Origin of the sequence: Pseudomonas sp. KB_15, assembly GCF_052114525.1 — a bacterium.
Taxonomy (GTDB): domain Bacteria; phylum Pseudomonadota; class Gammaproteobacteria; order Pseudomonadales; family Pseudomonadaceae; genus Aquipseudomonas.
Window position 1 is genome coordinate 15,127 of sequence record NZ_JBFREX010000008.1, and the last position, 19,319, is coordinate 34,445.

The window sequence follows — 19,319 nt, forward strand, 5'->3', positions numbered from 1 at the left end:
GCGAGCCTGCTCGCGATGAACGATAACGCGGTCTAACTAGTCAACGCTGCGTGGCAACTGCAAGGTCACCCGCAACCCGCCCTCACGCAGGTTCTGCAAGCTGACCTCACCACCATGACTATGGGCAATGTTGCGGGCAATCCCCAAGCCCAATCCATACCCCTGCTGCTGCCCGGCCAGACGAAAGTGCGGCTCGAACACCTGCTCCAGCCGCTGCTCCGGCACACCCGGCCCTTCATCATCGACATGCAGGATGAACGCGCTGTCGTCGTCATCGATGTGCAGGTGCGCGTTCTGCCCGTACTTCAATGCATTGTCGATCAGGTTGCCGATGCAGCGCTTGAGCGCCAGCGGTTTGCCCGGGTATGCCGCCAGCGCCCGCCCCTGCTGGGTCACGCGGCCGTTGCCGTTCGGCGCGAGATAGGGCTCCACCAAACAATCGAGCACATGGTTGAGGTCCACCAACTCGATGTTCTCGTGGATGTCGGTGTCTTTCACGCATTGCAGCGCGCCTTTGACCAGCAATTCGAGCTCATCCAGATCGCGCCCGAACTTGGTTTGCAGCGTTTCGTCCTCGAGCAATTCGACCCGCAGGCGCAAGCGGGTGATCGGTGTGCGCAGGTCGTGGGAAATGGCGCTGAACAACTGACTGCGCTCCGTCAGGTAACGGCTGATGCGCTCGCGCATGGTGTTGAACGCGCGTCCAACCTCGACGACTTCGCTGCCCCCGCCTTCAGCCACCGGTTCCACGTCGGCTCCCAACGACAGATCCCGGGCCGCCCGCGCCAGGCGCTTGAGCGGACGACTCTGCCAGTGCACCAGCAGGCCGATGAACAACAGCAAAAAGCCGCTGGTCAGGAGGATGAACCACACCTGCTGCGCCGGCAGGCCCTGCTCTTCAAGACTGGTATAGGGCTCGGGCAACAGCGAGGCGATGTACAGCCATTCGCCTGGCGCCATCTGGATCTGCGTGACCAGCACCGGCGGGTTCACCGGTTCCAGGGTCAGCGCGTAGTGCGCCCAGGAGCGGGGCAACTCATCGAGCTTCAGGCCGCCATTGAAGATGCGCAGGTCTTCCGGGCTGACGAAGGTTACCGAGATGTCCGCGTCCTGGCCGAGGGACTGGCGCAGCACTTCGTCCACCGCTTTGAGCACGGCCGCTTTGCGCGGGGTGATGGGCAGTACTTCCATGCCCAGAGGTTTATCGTTGAGCGTCACCACGAACCGGGTGCCGCCCATGCTGCGCAACTGATCGAGCACCAACGGCCGAAACGCCACCGGCAACGAACGGAAGTAACTGACACTGGCCGTCATCGAATGGGCCAGGCTGCGGGCGCTGGTGACCAGGCCCTCGAGCTGCGTGGCGCGCAATTGCGAAACCCAGATCACGCTCGACAGCGTCTGGGCGAACAACACCGCCAGCAAGGTCAACAGCAACATCCGCCCGAGCAGCGAACGCGGCATCGGTATTTTGCCGGCGAGTTTGCGGAAAATCTCAGTGGCCATTGCTGGCAACCACATTGGCCGCCAACTGGTAGCCGCTGCCACGCACTGTGCGGATCAGCCGTGGCGGTTTTTCAGTGTCGCGCAGGCGCTGGCGCAATCGGCTGACCGCCATGTCGACGATGCGATCGAGGGGCATCAAATCGCGGCCACGGGTGGCGTTGCCGATGGTGTCGCGGTCGAGGATTTCCTGCGGGTGATCGAGGAACAGTTTCAGCAGTGCGAAGTCGGCGCCGGAGAGAATCACCTCTTCGCCGTCGATGTGAAACAGCCGATGGCTGACCATGTCCAGACGCCAGTCATCGAAGGCCAGCACCTCACCACCGTTACGTTCCTGGCCGAACTGCGCGCGGCGCAGCAACGCCTTGATCCGCGCCTGCAATTCCCGTGGGCTGAACGGCTTGCCCAGATAATCGTCGGCGCCCAGCTCCAGGCCGATGACGCGGTCGGCTTCGTCGGAACTGGCGGTGAGCATGATGATCGGCACCTGCGCCTGGCGTGGATGCTGGCGAATCCAGCGGCACAGGCTGAAACCGTCCTCGTCGGGCAGCATCACATCAAGGATCACCAGATCGCTCGGCGCCTCGTTCAACGCCTGGCGAAAACCGGCACCGTCGGGCGTGGTACGCACCTGGAAACCGGCGCGGGTCAGGTAGGTGTCCAGCAACTCGCGTATCTCTTGATCGTCATCGACCAACAAAATCGACTTGTTGACTGAGCTCACGGGCGGCGTCCTTGTTGTTTGAATTGGGCGGATTATGCCTGATGAACCTTGAAAAATTGTTGCCTGTTCTGGCCTCATCGCGGGCAAGCCCGCTCCCACAAGGTTATGTACACATTCTGAAAATGCCGGTGATCCTGTGGGAGCGGGCTTGCCCGCGATGAAGGCGACTCGATCTCAAGCCTGTTCGAGCGCTACTCCCGCACCAACAAGTCCCGAATACGGCGCCGTAACCAGCCACACTGGAATCCCCTTGAAGTAATCGCTCATGCAACCCTTGTCGGCGAAGCACCGGGCGAAGCCGCTTTCAAGGAAGAAATCGGCAAACCGCGGAATCACCCCGCCAACGATAAACACCCCACCGCGTCCACCGGTGGTCAGCACGTTGTTGCCGGCCACGCGACCAAGCCAGCAGCAGAACTGCTCAAGCACTTCCACGGCAATCGGGTCACCCGCCAGTCCGGCAGCGGTAATCGCTTCCGGTGTTTCGAGCACAGGCGTGTGTCCGTCCACCGCGCAGATCGCCCGGTAGACGCGCGGCAAGCCGCCGCCGCTCAGTGCCGTTTCTGCGCTGACATGGCCAATCTCGTTGAAAATGTGCTGCCACAGTTGGGTTTCACGCGGGCTGCTCAGTGGCAGGTCGACGTGACCGCCCTCCCCTGGCAACGCAGCGAATCGGCCCTCGCCCAGATCGAGCAAGGTGCCGACGCCCAGGCCTGTGCCCGGACCAATCACCACCGCCGGACGCAACGGCTCCGGCGTGCCTTCGCAGACCACGCGAAATTCGCCGGGCTGCAAACGGGTCATGCCCAGGGCCATGGCCGAGAAGTCGTTGACCAGCAGCAGTTGATCGACCTGCAAGGTCTGGCAAAAACCCTTGCGGCTCAAGCGCCAGTGATTGTTGGTGAACTTGAATTCATCGCCGCTCACGGGACCGGCCACCGACAGGCACACCGATCCGATCGAACCCGGCGCCAGCCCCAGGCCATTGAGGTAGAGGCTGATCGCCTCCTCCGGGCTGGGGAAATCTGCCGTTGCCAGCACCTGGACCGATTCCAGTTGCTGGTTTTTCCACAACGCGAAACGTGCGTTGGTCCCACCGATGTCACCGACCAAAGCCAGTTTCAATTAAGCGTCTCCAGGGCAGAAGTAAAGGCGCTGGCGCCCTGCTCCGCCGAGCTGAAGGCCATGCGCATGAAACCGAACAGCTCGCGACCGGTGCCGATGTTGTTGCCCAACAGGCCCTTGGCCGGCGTGCGCGCTGCGAATTCTTCGGCGTCCACCTTAAGCTCCAGGGTGCCTTTGACGCCATCGACGCGGATGATATCGCCCTCTTGCACCCGCGCCAAAGCGCCGCCTACATAGGCCTCGGGGCTGACATGAATGGCCGCCGGGATTTTCCCTGATGCGCCGGACATGCGCCCGTCGGTCACCAGTGCGACTTTGAAACCGCGATCCTGCAGCACGCCGAGGAACGGCGTCATCTTGTGCAACTCCGGCATGCCATTGGAGCGTGGGCCCTGGAAGCGCATCACTGCGACAAAATCCTTCTCCAGCAAACCGGCCTTGAACGCATCGGCCAGGTCCTGCTGATCCTGGAACACCATGGCCGGCGCTTCGACAATCTGGTTCTCCACGGCTACGGCGGAGACTTTCATCACACCGCGACCGAGGTTGCCTTCCATCACCCGCAGGCCACCTTCCGGCGAGAACGCACGAGCGACCGGACGCAGGATGCTTTCATCGAGGCTGTCGGTCACGCCTTCGCGCCAGACCAGCTGGCCATTGTCGAGGAACGGCTCCTGGGTGTAGCGGCTCAGGCCGTGGCCCATCACGGTGTTGACGTTTTCGTGGAGCAACCCGGCTTCCAGCAGTTCACGGATAAGGAACGACATGCCACCGGCGGCCTGGAAGTGGTTGATGTCGGCCTTGCCGTTCGGGTAGACGTGGCTCAGGGTCGGCACGACTTCGGAGAGGTCGGCCATGTCCTGCCAGGTCAATTGAATGCCTGCCGCCATGGCGATGGCCGGCATGTGCAGGGTGTGGTTGGTCGAGCCGCCGGTGGCGTGCAGCGCGACAATCGAGTTGACCAGGGAACGCTCGTCGACGATTTCGCCGATCGGCATGAAGTCGCCGTTCTGCTTGGTCAGTCGTGTGACCTGATGCGCCGCTTCGCGGGTCAGGGCATCGCGCAACGGCGTGTTCGGGTTGACGAAGGACGCGCCCGGCAGGTGCAGGCCCATGACTTCCATCAGCAACTGGTTGGTGTTGGCGGTGCCGTAGAAGGTGCAGGTGCCAGGGCTGTGGTAGGACTTCATTTCCGATTCCAGCAGCTCTTCGCGGGTCGCCTTGCCTTCGGCGTACTTCTGGCGCACGTCGGCTTTCTGCTTGTTGGAAATCCCCGACACCATCGGCCCGCCCGGCACGAAGATCATCGGCAGATGGCCGAAGCGCAGCGCGCCCATCATCAGGCCCGGCACGATCTTGTCGCAGATGCCGAGCAGCAGCGCGCCATCGAACATGTTGTGGGACAGCGCCACGGCCGTGGACAACGCGATCACTTCGCGGCTTGGCAGGCTCAGTTCCATGCCCGGCTCGCCCTGAGTCACGCCATCGCACATGGCTGGCGTGCCACCGGCGAACTGGCCGACGGAGCCGATCTCGCGCAGGGCTTTCTTGATCAGTTCGGGGAAGACTTCATACGGCTGGTGCGCCGAGAGCATGTCGTTATATGACGAAACTATCGCGATGTTCGCGGAGTTCATCATCCGCAGGCTGTGCTTGTCATCGCTGCCACAACCGGCCACGCCATGGGCGAAGTTGGCGCATTGCAGCTTGCCGCGCATCGGACCGTCGCTGGCCGCACCGCGGATCAATGCAAGGTAAGCCTCACGCGTGGCGCGGCTGCGGGCGATAAGCCGTTCAGTGACCTCAAGGACGCGGGGATGCATGTGTAGAACTCCAGGCTAACGGATGTGGCGACCTGATTGTCTATGCTGATCAAAGGCCGGTGTCGATGGGATGACAAACGGTTTTCTTGATCATTCGGACCAGTTGATTCAGGCCACTCGTTGTAGATTGAACAAAATATTGCCACTAAAAAGGCTTGTTTTCTATTTTTTTGCGAATAATCTTGTAATTCCAACAACAAAACGACGGCGGCGCTGATATATGACTCTTCGAATCGCAATCAATGGTTTTGGCCGTATTGGCCGTAATGTCCTGCGGGCACTCTATACCCAAGGCTATCGCCGGGATTTGCAGATCGTCGCCATCAACGACCTGGGCGACAGCGCGATCAATGCGCACTTGCTCAAGTACGACACTGTTCACGGCACGTTCGATGCCGATGTTCAACATGATCAGGAAAGCCTGACCGTCAACGGCGACCGCATTTCGGTCAGCGCCATCCGCAACCCGGCCGACCTGCCATGGGCCGCGGAAAAGATTGATGTGGTATTCGAATGCACCGGTCTGTTCACCGACCGCGCCAAAGCCGCCGCGCATATTACGGCCGGCGCGCGCAAAGTGATCATCTCGGCTCCCGCCAAAGGCGCCGACGCCACTGTGGTTTACGGGGTCAACCACGACATTCTGCGCCAGTCGCACCAGATTATTTCCAACGCCTCGTGCACCACCAACTGCCTGGCCCCGGTGGCCCAGGTGCTGCATCGTGAACTGGGCATCGAAAGCGGCTTGATGACCACCATCCATGCCTATACCAACGACCAGCACCTGACGGACGTCTACCACGTCGATCCGTACCGCGCCCGTTCGGCCACCCAGAACATGATCCCGAGCAAGACCGGTGCCGCCGAAGCGGTGGGCCTGGTGCTGCCGGAACTGGCGGGCAAATTGACCGGCATGTCGGTACGCGTACCGGTGATCAATGTGTCGCTGGTGGACCTGACCGTGCAGCTCAAGCGCGAAGCGTCGGCCGATGAGGTCAATGCGCTGATGAAAGAAGCCAGCCAGCACTCGAAGATCCTTGGGTACAACACCCTGCCGCTGGTCTCCAGCGACTTCAACCACAATCCGCTGTCGTCGATCTTCGACGCCAACCACACCAAATCCAGCGGCAAATTGCTCAAGGTATTGGCGTGGTATGACAACGAGTGGGGCTTCTCCAACCGCATGCTCGATAACTGTCTGGCGCTTTGCAACGCAGAATAAGCAGCACGCCCCCCGGTCTTGTAGGAGCGAGCCTGCTCGCGATGGTCGTTAACGATAACGCGGGGAACTTGATGCCCCGCGGTGTTCTACAGTCCATCGCGAGCAGGCTCGCTCCTACAAGGTGCGTGTCATTTCTGGAGTAACAATCGATGATCGGCATCAGCTTTACGCAAAAGACCATGGCAGCGCGCAAGCGTATTGCCCTGGTCGCCCATGACCACTGCAAGGTGTTCTTGCTGGACTGGGCCGAACGGCAAAAAGACAAACTGGCCCAGCATGATCTGGTCGCCACTGGCACCACGGGGTTGTTGTTGCAACAACGCCTCGACCTGCCTGTACAAAGCATGATCAGCGGGCCACTGGGCGGCGACCAACAGCTCGGTGCGCAAATCGCCGAGCAGCGGGTCGACATGCTGGTGTTTTTCTGGGACCCGTTCGAACCCCAGCCCCACGATCCGGATATCAAGGCATTGCTGCGGGTCGCGGCGGTGTGGAACATCCCGGTGGCGTGCAACGAATGCAGCGCCGACTATCTGCTCAGCAGTCCGCTGATGGATCAGGCACACCTCCATCGGATTCCCGATTACGCGACGTATTTGCAGGGTCGTGCGTAAAGCTTCACAAATCAGTGCTTGACCATTCGAGTAGATGATAAGCATTATCATTTGCTCGAAATGGATCAGGTCCTCCCGTGAGTCAGTCGCGCTTCAACCACGTTTTCCTCACCCAGCGCACTTCCCTGCTGCGCACGCTGGAACGGATGGTCAACAATCACAGCACCGCTGAAGACCTCTTGCAGGAAACCTATCTGCGAGTGACCCGCGCGTTGAGCGAACGGGCCATCGATCACCTTGAGCCCTTTGTCTTCCAGACGGCGCGCAACCTGGCGCTGGACCATTTGCGCGCGCGGCGCATCCATTCGCGCACCATGGTCGACGACGTGCCGCAGGAGGTGATGCACAGCATCGCCGCCCCCACCAGCAGCGCCGAAGACGCTGCCCATGCCGAACAATTGCTGGAGCGCCTGAACGTGAGCCTCAGTGAACTCAGCGCCCGCCAGCAGCGGATTTTCATCCTCAGCCGCCTGCACGGGCACAGCTATCAGGAAATCGCCGACGAGCTGAACGTATCCCTCAGCACCGTGCAGAAAGAACTCAAACTGATCATGTCGATCTGCATGGGTGTCGCCGAACGGAATGACAGCAGCGGCAAGCTTTAAGCGGCAAGCCGCAAGCTCAACGCCAAACCGAGCTTTAGCTTGCAGCCTGTAGCTTGAAACTTGAAACTGCTGCTCAAAAAGCCCCCGCCGAGGAAACACCGTGACGGACAACCACCGCTCCCCCGAGCCTTCACTGGCGCAGGATCCCGCAAGTGCGATGGACCAGGCCCTGGACTGGTTGATCGTGCTCGGCAGTCCCGACGAGGAGCAGAGCCGCCAATTCCACGCATGGCTCGACGCCGATCCGTTGAATGCCCAGGCGCTCGCCAAGGCCCAGGCGATCTGGGACGGCCCGCAAGTGGCGCAATGCGCGCAAAGCCTGGCTGCGCGTCCCGCGAAAGTCACGGTCCTCGCCCGCCTGCGTCCGCACTGGAAACCGCTGGCCACCGCCGCCGTGCTGCTGCTCGGGATGTTCAGTTTCAGCAATTTGCCAATGCGCCTGCAGGCCGATCACCTGACCGTGGTCGGGGAGCGTCAGCGCCTGCAACTGGAGGACGGCTCCAGGGTCCTGCTCAATACCAATTCGGCGTTCTCAAGCACCATCAACGACCAACAAAGAGTTGCCCGCCTGTACCGGGGCGAAGCGTTTTTCGAAGTGCAGGCCAACCACAGCCAGCCGCTGGAAATCGACGCCGGCCCGGTCACAGCCAGCGTTCGCGATACCGCGTTTGCCGTGCGTTACCTCGACGGCGTGGCACAGGTGCGGGTGCAGCGCGGCGATGTCGACTTGCGAGCCACCCGAGACGATGCGCGGGTGCGCTTGTCCGCCGGGGAAAGTATCCGCATCGGCCCCAACGGTTTCGACCACCCGGCCAGGCTGGATGCCGCCACCGACCTGGCGTGGGTCCAGGGGCGACTGGTGTTTGAAAACTGCCCGTTGAACCAGGTGCTGGCAGAACTTCGCCGCTACTACCCGGGCTGGATCATCAACAACAACGAGCAGTTGGCCGATGTCGCCGTAACGGGCAACTATCGCCTCGATCAGCCGCTGGACGTGGTTCGCGCCCTGGCCCACATCACCTCGGCACAGCTTCAGGAATTTCCGGCACTGGTCATCCTGAACTGAATGAGAATTATTTTTACTCGATAGCCAAACCCCGTACGTCTCGTTATAGCCAATGCAATTGATTCGCATCTAACCATGCCGATCAGCACCTATAAAGATTCGTGCGACACGGAGCGCTATCGATGTCCCCTCGCCTCACCCGCCAAGCCTCTTCACCTTCCCGCATGCTGTCGCTGCTGACTGCGGCCATCCTGACGGCCGGCACCGCACCGCTCATGGCCGCCGCCGCCAGCGAGCCGTCGACTCGCAAAATGGGCGACTACTCGTTCGCCATTCCCCAACAGTCACTGGTGTCGGCACTCAATGCCTTTACCGCGGTGACGGGCTGGCAGGTCGGCGTGTCGTCGCAGCTGGCGCAAGGCGTGGCCTCGCCGGGAGTACGCGGCTCCCTGTCACCGGAAAAAGCCCTGGATCGCCTGTTGGTGGGGACCAGCCTGAGCTATCGCAAACTGGGCAACAACAGCATCGTTCTGGAAAAGCGCGCCAACAGCGGTGCCCTCAATCTGGATCAGGTGACCATCAGCGCCACCCGTAATGAGCAGAGTGTGAACAGCGTGCCGAGCACGGTCTCTGTCTACACACGCGAGGATCTGGACCGCAACAACGTCAATACCATCAAGGAACTGGTGCGCTATGAACCCGGTGTTTCGGTGGGCGGTTCGGGCCAACGCGCCGGCATCACGGGTTACAACATTCGCGGCATCGATGGTGACCGGGTGCTGACCCAGGTCGATGGCGTGCAGGTGCCCGACGGTTTCTTCAACGGCCCGTATGCCCAGACCAACCGCAACTATGTCGACCCGGAAATCGTCAAGCGTGTGGAAATCCTCCGCGGCCCGGCCTCTGTTTTGTACGGCAGCAATGCCATTGGCGGCGCCGTCAGCTACTACACGCTGGACCCGGACGACATCATCAAACCGGGCAAGGATGTCGGCGCACGGCTGAAAACCGGCTACAGCTCCGCCGACGACAGCTGGCTGACTTCCGGCACCGTCGCCGGCCGCACCGGCGAGTTCGATGGCCTGCTGCATCTCAGTCAACGCAACGGTCATGAAACAGAGTCCTTTGGCGAAACCGGCGGCACTGGCCTGAACCGCACTGAAGCCAACCCCCAGGACGTGCGCACCACCAGCGTGCTGGCCAAACTGGGCTGGAACTACGCCGACGACGCACGCCTGGGCCTGATCTACGAGAATTACAAGGCCGACCGCGATACCAATCAATTGAGCGCGGTGGGCGGCCCGTTCAATGCCGGACGCGGTTTCGGCTTCTATAAGTCCCGCACCGGCAACGACACGATCACCCGCGAACGCTTTGGCCTGGAACACAGCTTCGGCCTGGACAGCGCACTGGCTGACAACATCAAGTGGACGCTGAACTACCAGATCGCCAAGACCGACCAGAGCACCGAGGAAATCTACGCGCCGTCGCGGACTGTGCTGCGTAACCGCGATACCAACTTCAAGGATCGCCAATGGATATTCGATGCCCAGGCTGACAAGTCGTTTGCCATCGCCGACACCGAACACCTCGTCACCTATGGCACCACCATCAAGCAGGACAAAGTCACCGGCCTGCGTACCGGTACCGGCACCTGCCTGACCGTGGCCGGTGCCTGCCGTGTCATTGGTGCCCCTAGCGCCCTCGACACACTGAAACCCGCCAGTGACTTCCCGGACCCGACCATCAATAGCTACAGCCTGTTCGCCCAGGATCAGATCAGCTGGGGCAACTGGACCTTCCTGCCCGGTGCACGCTACGACTACACCGAGCTCAAGCCGCACATCACCGAAGAGTTCCTGGCCACCGCCGACCAGAGCGGCAACGGCACGGTGAGCGACGACACCAAGACCTGGCATCGTCTGTCGCCGAAGTTCGGCACTACCTACAGCTTCAACGATAACTACACCTGGTACGGCCAATACGCCGAAGGCTTCCGCACACCGACCGCCAAGGCGTTGTATGGTCGTTTCGAAAACCTCGCCGGCGGCTATCGGGTCGCGCCTAATCCGGACCTGGAACCGGAAAAAAGCAAAAGCTACGAGACCGGTTTGCGCGGCAACTTCGAGCAGGGCTCGTTTGACGTGGCGGTGTTCTACAACAAATACCGCGACTTCATTAACGAGAACGCCATCACACCCGGCTACACCGAGACCACGTTCCAGAGCAACAACATCAAGCGAGCCACCATCAAGGGTGCCGAGGTCAAGGGACGCCTGAACCTCGACGCCTTCGGCGCGCCGCAAGGCCTCTACACCCAGGGCTCGGTGGCCTATGCCTACGGCCGCAACGACGACAGCGGCGAGCCGCTCAACAGCGTCAACCCGCTGACTGGCGTGTTCGGCCTCGGTTACGACCAGGACAACTATGGCGGTTTGCTCAGCTGGACCCTGGTGAAGAAGCAGGACCGCGTCGACAGCACCAGCTTCAAAACCCCGGACGGCACCAGCACCCAGTTCAAGACCCCGGGCTTCGGCATTCTGGACCTGAGCGCCTTCTATAAGGTGACCGACGACGTGACCGTCAGCGGCGGCATCTTCAACCTGACCAACAAGAAATACTGGCTGTGGGATGACGTGCGCGGCTACGACAGCGTCGGCGAAGCGTCGGTGACCCAGCCGGCCAACCTCGACCGCCTGACCCAGCCGGGTCGCAACTTTGCGGTCAACCTGATCTGGGACATCTGATCCGCTCATCTCGCCGGGCGGTTTCATCAAGCCGCCCGGTGAGGATTTTTTACTGTCAGGCGCCTGCTTGTTCGTCTCGTTACCAAGCGCCTTTTTTCCCCAAGGAATTGCCATGACTACCCAGGCCACCGAACAACGCCCCAACCTGCGTTCGCAACGTTTGAACCAGATCACCCACGAGCCGCACAGCAAGCTCGATGCCCTGGTCAAAGCCCATGCCCCGTTTGAAACCCCGGCCAATTTCGCCCGCTTCGTGGTCGCGCAGTACCTGTTCCAGTCGGAACTGGTCTCGTTGTACAACGACGCTGAACTGACCGCCATCGTCCCGGACCTGCCAGCCCGCTGCCGTGCCGATGCAGCCAAGGCCGACCTCGCGGACCTGGACACCGACGTGCCGGCGCCCGTCGCCGGTGCACTGAAGCACCCGACCAAGGCCGAAGCCCTGGGCTGGATCTTTGTGTCGGAAGGTTCGAAGCTCGGTGCTGCGTTCCTGATCAAGCGTGCCGTGGGCCTTGGCCTGAGCGAAACCTTTGGCGCCCGTCACTTGGGCGAACCGGCCGGCGGCCGTGCTGAAGGCTGGAAAAGCTTCGTCAAAACCCTCGACGGCCTGGCGTTCAGCGCCCGGGAAGAAGCCGAAGCAGAAAAAGGCGCCATCGACGCGTTCAACCGTTTTACCGTGTTGCTGGAGCGAGCTTACGCCAGCGCGCCGGAAGTCGCCTGACACACCACTGCCCCTGTAGGAGCGAGCCTGCTCGCGATAGCGGAGTACCAGTCAACAACAATGCTGTCTGGAATACCGTCATCGCGAGCAGGCTCGCTCCTACAGGGGATGTCGTAGCCTGTAAGATTTCGATCCGCCTCACGTGCTGCCTTGAGCCCATGCCCACCTCCTCCAGACTCTCCCGCCTCCTCTTCGGCCTTTTGGCCTATGTCAGCCTGGGTATCGGCCTGATCGCCATCGTCATTCCCGGCCTGCCAACCACCGAATTCATCCTGCTGGCCGCCTGGGCCGCGACCCGAAGTTCGCCGCGCCTGAGTGCCTGGCTGGAAAACCACCGGCTGTTCGGCCCCATCCTCCATAACTGGCGCAACGGCAAGATCATCGCGCGCCGGGCAAAAATCAGCGCCACTGTCAGCATGCTGTTATGTGCAGGTCTCATGCTGGCGATGCTCGATCACGGCTGGCCGGTCTACCTGGCGATCGCCGGCATGGGGCTGGGCAATCTGTGGATCTGGTCACGGCCGGAATCACTGCCGGAATCCTGCTGAACAACTCCGCGATATTTTTTCGTTTTAAAGCGCTTTTCGGCACATTTTTCTGCGCAAACGTTCAACCACTACCGTTCGTCGACTTGCCCCTCATGTAACCTCAGCGCCACGCCGATGTGCATTGATCGGCGCTAAATGGATTTAGCGAGTGAGCCGCAACGGCTCGCAGCCAACACTTCATCCATTCGCGAGTTCGCCCTATGTTCGACTCACTGTCCATCCGCCTGAAAATCGTCCTGCTGTCCGGTCTGTGCCTGCTGGGTGTAGTCGCCTTGATAGTGGGCATGAACATCTACCAGACCAATCAGAACGATGATCTGGTCAACGATTCCAGCAGCAGAATGCTCACCGCCAGTGTGCAGGACCTGCTTCAGGCCAAAGCCGCCGAGCAAGCGGTACGGGTGCAGAAGACCTTCGGTGAAACCCTGACAGTGGTGACCGCCCTGGCGGATCAGATCAAGGACATGCGCGCCATGGCCGCCAAGCGCTCGCTTGAGCCTGGCGCCCTGCGTGAAGAGTTGAACCAGAGCCTGAAAACCGCCTTCGAGCGCAACGGCAAGGTGCTGGGCATCTGGCTGGCGTTCGAGCCCAACGGCCTGGACGGCAAGGACAGCGAGTTCGTCAATGACGCTGCCCGTCAATCCAACGAGGCCGGTCGTTTCGCCACCTACTGGAGCCGCGCCGGGGGTGAGTCGTTGAACACGATCATGGTCGAAGAGGACATGACCAAAACCACCCTGAACCTCAGCGGCACGCCGTACAACGTCTGGTACACCTGCCCGCGGGACAGCAAGCGCACCTGCCTGCTCGACCCCTACGCCGATACTGTCGGCGGCAAGGAAGTGTTGATGACCACCATTTCCGTACCGCTGCTGGAAAATGGCAAGTCCATCGGTGTGGTCGGTATCGACATCGCCCTCGACGCCCTGCAAGCGGCGGCGGTCGGTTCCCAGCGTGAACTGTTCAACAACGCCGGGCACATGCTGATCGTCTCCGGCACTGGCGTAATGGCCGCCTACAGCGTCGATGCGGCGAAAGTCGGCAAGAGCATCGGCGACACCCTGGGCGCGGATGGCAAGGACATCCTGCAATTGCTCGGTAGTGGTGCCCCGAAGATTCTCCAGCAAGGCGACTTGATCCGTGCGGTGTACCCGGTCAGCCCGATTGCCGATGCCAAGGCCTGGGCCGTGGTGATCGACCTGCCCAAACAAGTGCTGCTGGCCGACTCGGTGAAGCTGCAAGCAGTGCTCGACGATGCCCAGCAAAGCGGCACGATCAAGGCCCTTTCGGTGGCGGTGATTGCCGGCCTGCTCGGTCTGCTGCTGATGTGGCTCACCGCGTCGGGCGTGACCCGACCGATCAACAGCGTGGCCGAAATGCTCAAGGCGATTGCCAGTGGCGACGGCGACCTGACCCAGCGCCTGCACTACAGCAAGAAAGACGAGTTGGGCGAACTGGTGGGCTGGTTCAACCGCTTCCTCGACAAGCTGCAACCGACCATCGCGCAGATCAAGCAAAGCATTACCGACGCCCGTGGCACGGCCGATCAGTCGTCCGAGATTGCCCGCCAGACCAGTGAAGGCATGCAGGTGCAGTTCCGCGAAATCGACCAGGTCGCCACAGCGTCCAACGAAATGAGCGCCACTGCCCACGATGTCGCCAACAGCGCCTCGAACGCGGCCAACGCCGCCAAGGGTGCCGACCAGTCGGCCCGCGACGGTCTGTCGATCATCGAGCGCAGTACCCGCGACATCAATCAACTGGCCGAGGAGGTCAGCAAGGCCGTGACCGAAGTCGAAGCCCTGGCGGTCAACAGCGAGCAGATCGGTTCGGTGCTGGAAGTAATCCGCAGTATTGCCGAGCAAACCAACCTGCTGGCACTCAACGCGGCCATCGAGGCCGCCCGTGCCGGTGAAAGCGGTCGCGGCTTCGCGGTGGTGGCCGACGAAGTGCGTAACCTGGCCAAGCGTACCCAGGATTCGGTGGAAGAAATTCGCCTGGTGATCGAGCGCATTCAGTCCGGCACCCGCGGCGTGGTCGCCACCATGCATTCAAGCCAGACCCAGGCCCACAGCAACGCCGGACAGATCCAGCAGGCGGTCCAGGCCTTGGGCAAAATCAGCGACGCGGTCACCGTGATCAGCGACATGAACCTGCAAATCGCCAGCGCCGCCGAGCAGCAAAGCGCCGTGGCCGAAGAGGTCAACCGCAATGTCTCGGCGATCCGCAGCGTCACCGAAACCCTGACCGGCCAGGCCACTGAATCGGCGCAAATCAGCAGCCAGCTCAATTCCCTGACCACTCACCAGATGAAGTTGATGGATCAGTTCCGCGTTTAAACAATCACCACCTTCCCTGTAGGAGCGAGCCTGCTCGCGATAGCTGACTGACATTCAATACAGATGTCGACTGATCCAGCGCCATCGCGAGCAGGCTCGCTCCCACAAGGTTTCACATGACCTGGTCATGTTTTGGACTAAGATCAGGCTCTCGCTCCGGAGGGCCTTCGATGACTGATCTGCTCACGTCCATTCAAGCCGCACTCGGTTTGCCTCGCAATCCGATTCCTTTCACCTCCAGCGGCGCCCTGCCCTCGGCGTTTGCTGTCACTGACCTGGCCTGCGCCAGCATTGCCGCCGCCGGACAGGCCGCCAGCGAACTGCTGCACCAACAAACCGGACACTTGCCCGACCTTGAAGTTGACCGACGCCTGGCGTCCTTCTGGTTCTCGACCTCGATTCGCCCGACAGGCTGGAGCGTTCCGCCGCTGTGGGATGCGGTCGCCGGTGACTACGCCACCTGTGATGGCTGGATTCGCCTGCACACCAACGCGCCCCATCACCGCGCCGCTGCCGAAAGCGTGCTCGGCGCCTGTACCGACCGCGTAGCGATGACCGGTAAAGTGGCGCAATGGACGAAAAGCGAACTTGAGCAGGCGGTGGTCGATGCTGGTGGTTGTGCCGCCGAAATGCGCACTTGGGAGCAATGGCAGACCCATCCTCAAGGCCAGGCGGTAAATGCCGAACCCTTGATTCATTTCGCCAACCACCCAAGCCAGAGTAGCCAACCGTGGATGGGGTCAGTGGTTCGACCACTGGCCGGCATCAAGGTGCTGGATTTGACGCGGGTGCTTGCCGGCCCTATTGCCAGCCGCTTTCTGGCTGGCCTCGGCGCCGATGTCTTGCGCATCGATCCGCCGACCTGGAACGAGCCGGGGGTGGTGCCGGAAGTCACTTTGGGAAAACGCTGCGCGCGTCTTGATCTGAACGACAAGTCCGACCGCGGCGTATTCGAATGCCTGCTCAAGGATGCCGACATTCTGCTCCACGGTTATCGTGCCGATGCACTGGAGCGGCTTGGCTTGGGCATGCATGAGCGCCGGCAACTGAACCCGGGGCTGATTGATGTTTGCCTCAACGCCTATGGCTGGAGCGGCCCCTGGCAAAACCGTCGGGGCTTCGACAGCCTGGTGCAGATGAGCAGCGGCATCGCCGAAGCGGGCATGCGCTGGAAGCAGGCGGACAAGCCGACGCCGTTACCGGTACAGGCCCTTGATCACGCCACCGGGTACTTGATGGCGGCCAGTGCGATCAGGTTGTTGGCGCAACGGTTGAGCGACGGTACAGGCGGCTCGGCGCGATTGTCGTTGGCGCGTACGGCGAAGTTGTTGATCGAGCACGGGCCCGGGACGGGCGAGGCGTTACGCGCGGAAGATGTGCAGGATCAGGGAATGTTCGTGGAGCAAACACCGTGGGGGGCGGCGCATCGGTTGCTCGCGCCTTTGAAGATCACGGCGACGCCGTTGCAATGGGCGCTTCCGGCAACGGAACTGGGTTCGCATCCTGCGCAGTGGTGGTGACCGTCAGATCGCCTTCGCGAGCAAGCCCGCTCCCACATTTGATCGCGATCACCTGTGGGAGCGGGCTTGCTCGCGAAGGCGTCAGGGTTATCGGTACAAATTCCGGATCAACTCAGTCCGCCCGACTCAACGAAGTCCAAAGAAGCTGCGCCGCATACCCTCGCCAGGGCCGCCATGGTTCAGCTCGCGCCAAAAGCTGCCGCGCCGTTACCGGCCCACCCTCCAGCGCTGCCAACGCATTGATCAGCCCCACGTCGCCATTGGGAAACCCATCCATCTCCCGCAACTGGCGCAACGCAATGTATTGCGCCGTCCAGTCACCAACCCCGTGCAAGGCCAGCAACCGCGCTACGCCCCCCTCCCGCCCGGACTCGAATAACCGCGGATCATCGAGTAATGCCTGAGCCACTCCCGACAACGTCCGGCCTCGGCTTTTCGGCATGCCCAGCGTCGCCAGATCCGCCCCCGCCAGCACGTCAGCCGTGGGAAACACATGGCTCAATCCCGGCTGCGGTGAACTCAATGGCACACCGTATTGCGCCACCAACTTCCCCGCCAACCGGATCGCCGCCACTACCGTAATCTGCTGCCCCAACACCGCACGGATCGCCAGTTCCAGCCCATCCCACGCCCCCGGCACTCGCAACCCGGGGCGCTCGGCAATCAACCGAGCCATCAGCGGATCAACCGCCAGGTGCCGGTGAATCGTGGACAGGTCGGCATCCAGGTCGAACATCCGCCGCAGCCTTGCGACAATTTCAGGTACGGCGCCCGGGTCAGGAATATCCAGGGTCAGCTCAAGTGCATCGGATGTAGCAGGCTGGATCGAAAACGTGCCGTGAACGCCATGCAAGTCGATGCTGCGCGAGTAAACACCCTCGACCACCGTTTCCAGGCCAACAATCGCCCGCGCCGACAAGAACCCCAGCATCGCCGGCCAGTCATAGGGCGGCTGGTACGCCAGCAACAACCTCACAGACTGAGCACCCCGCTGTACAACCCAAAAGCCGCCAGCCCCGCACCACCGATGACACAGGTGAAAATGCCTTTCTCGACAACCGTGAACAATGGCTTGCCCTGCTCATGACGTGCCTTGGCAAACAGGATCACACCCGGCGCATACAGCAACGCCGACAGCAGCAAATACTTCAGGCCGCCGGCATACAGCAACCACACCGCGTAGCCCAGAGCGATGCCACCGATCAGCAGATCCTTGATCCGCTCGGCGGGTGCCTGTTGGTAGGTTTCACCCCGCGCGCACAACAACACCGCATAGGCCGCCGACCACAGATACGGCACCAGAATCATCGAGGACGCCAGATAAATCAGACTGGTGTAGGTGCCGGCGGAAAACAGCGTGATCAGCAGGAACAACTGGATCATCGAGTTGGTCAGCCACATCGCATTGACCGGCACACGGTTGGCATTTTCCTTGGTCAGGAATGCCGGCATGGTCTTGTCTTTCGCCGTGGCAAACAGAATTTCGGCGCACAGCAGCGCCCAGGACAACAAGGCCCCCAACAGCGAGATCGCCAGGCCGACGCTGATCAGCAACGCCCCCCAGGGGCCGACGATATGTTCCAGCACCGCCGCCAACGAGGGGTTCTGCAGTTTCGCCAACTCCGGCTGGGTCATGATCCCCAGCGACAGCACATTCACCAGTACCAGCAGCGCCAAGACCCCAAGAAACCCGATAACCGTCGCCCGGCCCACGTCGGAACGTTTCTCCGCCCGGGCCGAATAGACACTGGCCCCCTCGATCCCGATAAACACGAACACGGTGACCAGCATCATGTGCCGGACCTGATCCATCACGCTGCCGAATTCCGGGTTGTTGCGCCCCCAGATATCGAGAGTAAAGACGTCCGCCTTGAACGCCACGGCGGCAATCACGATGAACATGATCAGCGGCACAATCTTGGCCACGGTGGTCACTTGATTGATGAACGCAGCCTCCCTGATCCCGCGCATCACCACAAAATGCACCGTCCAGAGCAGCAGCGAAGCGCAGACGATAGCGATCGGCGTGTTGCCTTCGCCAAAGACCGGAAAGAAATAACCGAGGGTGCTGAACAGCAGCACGAAGTAACCGACGTTGCCCAGCCAGGCGCTGATCCAGTACCCCCAGGCCGAAGAAAAGCCCATGTAGTCGCCGAACCCGGCCTTGGCGTAGGCGTACACCCCGGAGTCCAGCTCCGGCTTGCGATTGGCCAGGGTCTGGAACACGAACGCCAGGGTCAGCATGCCGACGGCAGTGATCGCCCAACCGATCAGGATCGCCCCGGCATCGGCCTTGGCCGCCATGTTTTGCGGCAGGGAAAATATCCCGCCGCCAATCATCGACCCCACCACCAACGCGATCAATGCACTCAGGCGAAGCTTGCTCGGTGATTGCGGCATCGTTGCATCTCCATTTTTCTGGGGGGCGACAAGTGCCGCGAGATCGTCACATAACGAGCGTCAACTAAACTGTTGAAGAGTAATAACGTTTATTGGATAACGCCAACATACGTCTTTTTACTTGCACAAAACGGCTATTAGAAGCGCCGATATAATCTTTTGTTGTATACGTTTTTCCAATACATCAATTTTGTACAAAAAACCCACGGGAAAGATTGGCGGATTCTGAAAAACCAACTAGCGTCATAATTCGAAATAAAATACAGAATAACTGAAATAATCTACAAAAAGGCTCTAGAACAAGCATTACAAGCAGCCGCCTTGCAAATGATGGCACTCCGCCAACAAACTGGGAACGCTCTCATTTAGTGATCCAGGTCAGCTGATTGGATAGCCAACGGAATTAGTCTGTTGCCTCTCTT

Annotated in this window: 15 protein-coding genes and 1 pseudogene; 10 read left to right on the forward strand and 6 right to left on the reverse strand. The window is 61.1% G+C overall.

The genetic code is table 11. The features are described 5' to 3' along the window. Positions 1-36 precede the first annotated feature (36 nt). The 4 genes from AB4Z35_RS10805 to edd form a co-directional block, all read right to left on the reverse strand. Positions 37-1,506: an ATP-binding protein gene (locus AB4Z35_RS10805; protein WP_442097000.1), complete on the reverse strand. Its 1,470-nt coding sequence runs from the start codon at positions 1,504-1,506 to the stop codon at positions 37-39. Then, positions 1,496-2,227 carry a response regulator gene (locus AB4Z35_RS10810; protein ID WP_007996002.1) on the reverse strand — a complete coding sequence of 244 codons (732 nt, stop codon included), beginning with the start codon at positions 2,225-2,227 and terminating at the stop codon, positions 1,496-1,498. The genes AB4Z35_RS10805 and AB4Z35_RS10810 overlap by 11 nt, the downstream gene beginning before the upstream one ends. A gap of 174 nt (positions 2,228-2,401) precedes the next feature. After that, positions 2,402-3,352 carry a glucokinase gene (locus AB4Z35_RS10815; protein ID WP_442097002.1) on the reverse strand — a complete coding sequence of 317 codons (951 nt, stop codon included), beginning with the start codon at positions 3,350-3,352 and terminating at the stop codon, positions 2,402-2,404. Further along, entirely contained in the window at positions 3,349-5,175 is a 1,827-nt protein-coding gene (edd, locus tag AB4Z35_RS10820) for a phosphogluconate dehydratase (RefSeq protein WP_007996005.1), read from the reverse strand. Before edd ends, AB4Z35_RS10815 begins: the two co-directional genes overlap by 4 nt. A 220-nt stretch (positions 5,176-5,395) precedes the next feature. Here edd and gap point away from each other — a divergent pair, with 220 nt between their 5' ends. From gap to AB4Z35_RS10870, 10 genes and pseudogenes are all read left to right on the forward strand, one after another. Further along, complete coding sequence (gene gap / locus AB4Z35_RS10825; protein ID WP_007987291.1) at positions 5,396-6,397, forward strand: type I glyceraldehyde-3-phosphate dehydrogenase; 1,002 nt, start codon at positions 5,396-5,398, stop codon at positions 6,395-6,397. Between the two features lie 149 nt (positions 6,398-6,546). Then, positions 6,547-7,011 carry a methylglyoxal synthase gene (locus tag AB4Z35_RS10830; protein WP_007996008.1) on the forward strand — a complete coding sequence of 155 codons (465 nt, stop codon included), beginning with the start codon at positions 6,547-6,549 and terminating at the stop codon, positions 7,009-7,011. A gap of 77 nt (positions 7,012-7,088) precedes the next feature. Then, positions 7,089-7,616 carry an RNA polymerase sigma factor gene (locus tag AB4Z35_RS10835; RefSeq protein WP_442097003.1) on the forward strand — a complete coding sequence of 176 codons (528 nt, stop codon included), beginning with the start codon at positions 7,089-7,091 and terminating at the stop codon, positions 7,614-7,616. 100 nt (positions 7,617-7,716) lie between these two features. Beyond that, on the forward strand, positions 7,717-8,682 hold the full coding sequence (locus AB4Z35_RS10840; RefSeq protein ID WP_442097005.1) for a FecR family protein: 966 nt from the start codon (positions 7,717-7,719) through the stop codon (positions 8,680-8,682). A gap of 122 nt (positions 8,683-8,804) precedes the next feature. Then, on the forward strand, positions 8,805-11,369 hold the full coding sequence (locus AB4Z35_RS10845) for a TonB-dependent receptor (protein WP_442097006.1): 2,565 nt from the start codon (positions 8,805-8,807) through the stop codon (positions 11,367-11,369). Positions 11,370-11,481: 112 nt separating this feature from the next. Beyond that, positions 11,482-12,090, forward strand: coding sequence for a biliverdin-producing heme oxygenase (locus AB4Z35_RS10850; protein WP_442097008.1), 609 nt, complete (start codon positions 11,482-11,484; stop codon positions 12,088-12,090). A gap of 158 nt (positions 12,091-12,248) precedes the next feature. Then, positions 12,249-12,638 carry a YbaN family protein gene (locus AB4Z35_RS10855; RefSeq protein WP_442097009.1) on the forward strand — a complete coding sequence of 130 codons (390 nt, stop codon included), beginning with the start codon at positions 12,249-12,251 and terminating at the stop codon, positions 12,636-12,638. A 473-nt stretch (positions 12,639-13,111) separates the two neighbouring features. Next, positions 13,112-14,119 (forward strand): annotated as a pseudogene (locus tag AB4Z35_RS10860) (PDC sensor domain-containing protein); the annotation flags it as partial. 102 nt (positions 14,120-14,221) lie between these two features. Then, positions 14,222-14,977, forward strand: coding sequence for a methyl-accepting chemotaxis protein (locus AB4Z35_RS10865; RefSeq protein ID WP_442097087.1), 756 nt, complete (start codon positions 14,222-14,224; stop codon positions 14,975-14,977). 170 nt (positions 14,978-15,147) lie between these two features. Further along, positions 15,148-16,497 carry a CoA transferase gene (locus tag AB4Z35_RS10870; protein ID WP_442097011.1) on the forward strand — a complete coding sequence of 450 codons (1,350 nt, stop codon included), beginning with the start codon at positions 15,148-15,150 and terminating at the stop codon, positions 16,495-16,497. Between the two features lie 112 nt (positions 16,498-16,609). Here AB4Z35_RS10870 and AB4Z35_RS10875 read toward each other — a convergent pair whose 3' ends face one another. Together AB4Z35_RS10875 and arcD are read right to left on the reverse strand one after the other, a co-directional pair. Then, positions 16,610-17,473, reverse strand: coding sequence for a DNA-3-methyladenine glycosylase family protein (locus AB4Z35_RS10875; protein ID WP_442097013.1), 864 nt, complete (start codon positions 17,471-17,473; stop codon positions 16,610-16,612). Next, positions 17,470-18,897 (reverse strand): arginine-ornithine antiporter, encoded by a 1,428-nt coding sequence (gene arcD, locus AB4Z35_RS10880; RefSeq protein WP_442097014.1) that lies wholly within the window; start codon positions 18,895-18,897, stop codon positions 17,470-17,472. The genes AB4Z35_RS10875 and arcD overlap by 4 nt, the downstream gene beginning before the upstream one ends. Positions 18,898-19,319 lie beyond the last annotated feature (422 nt).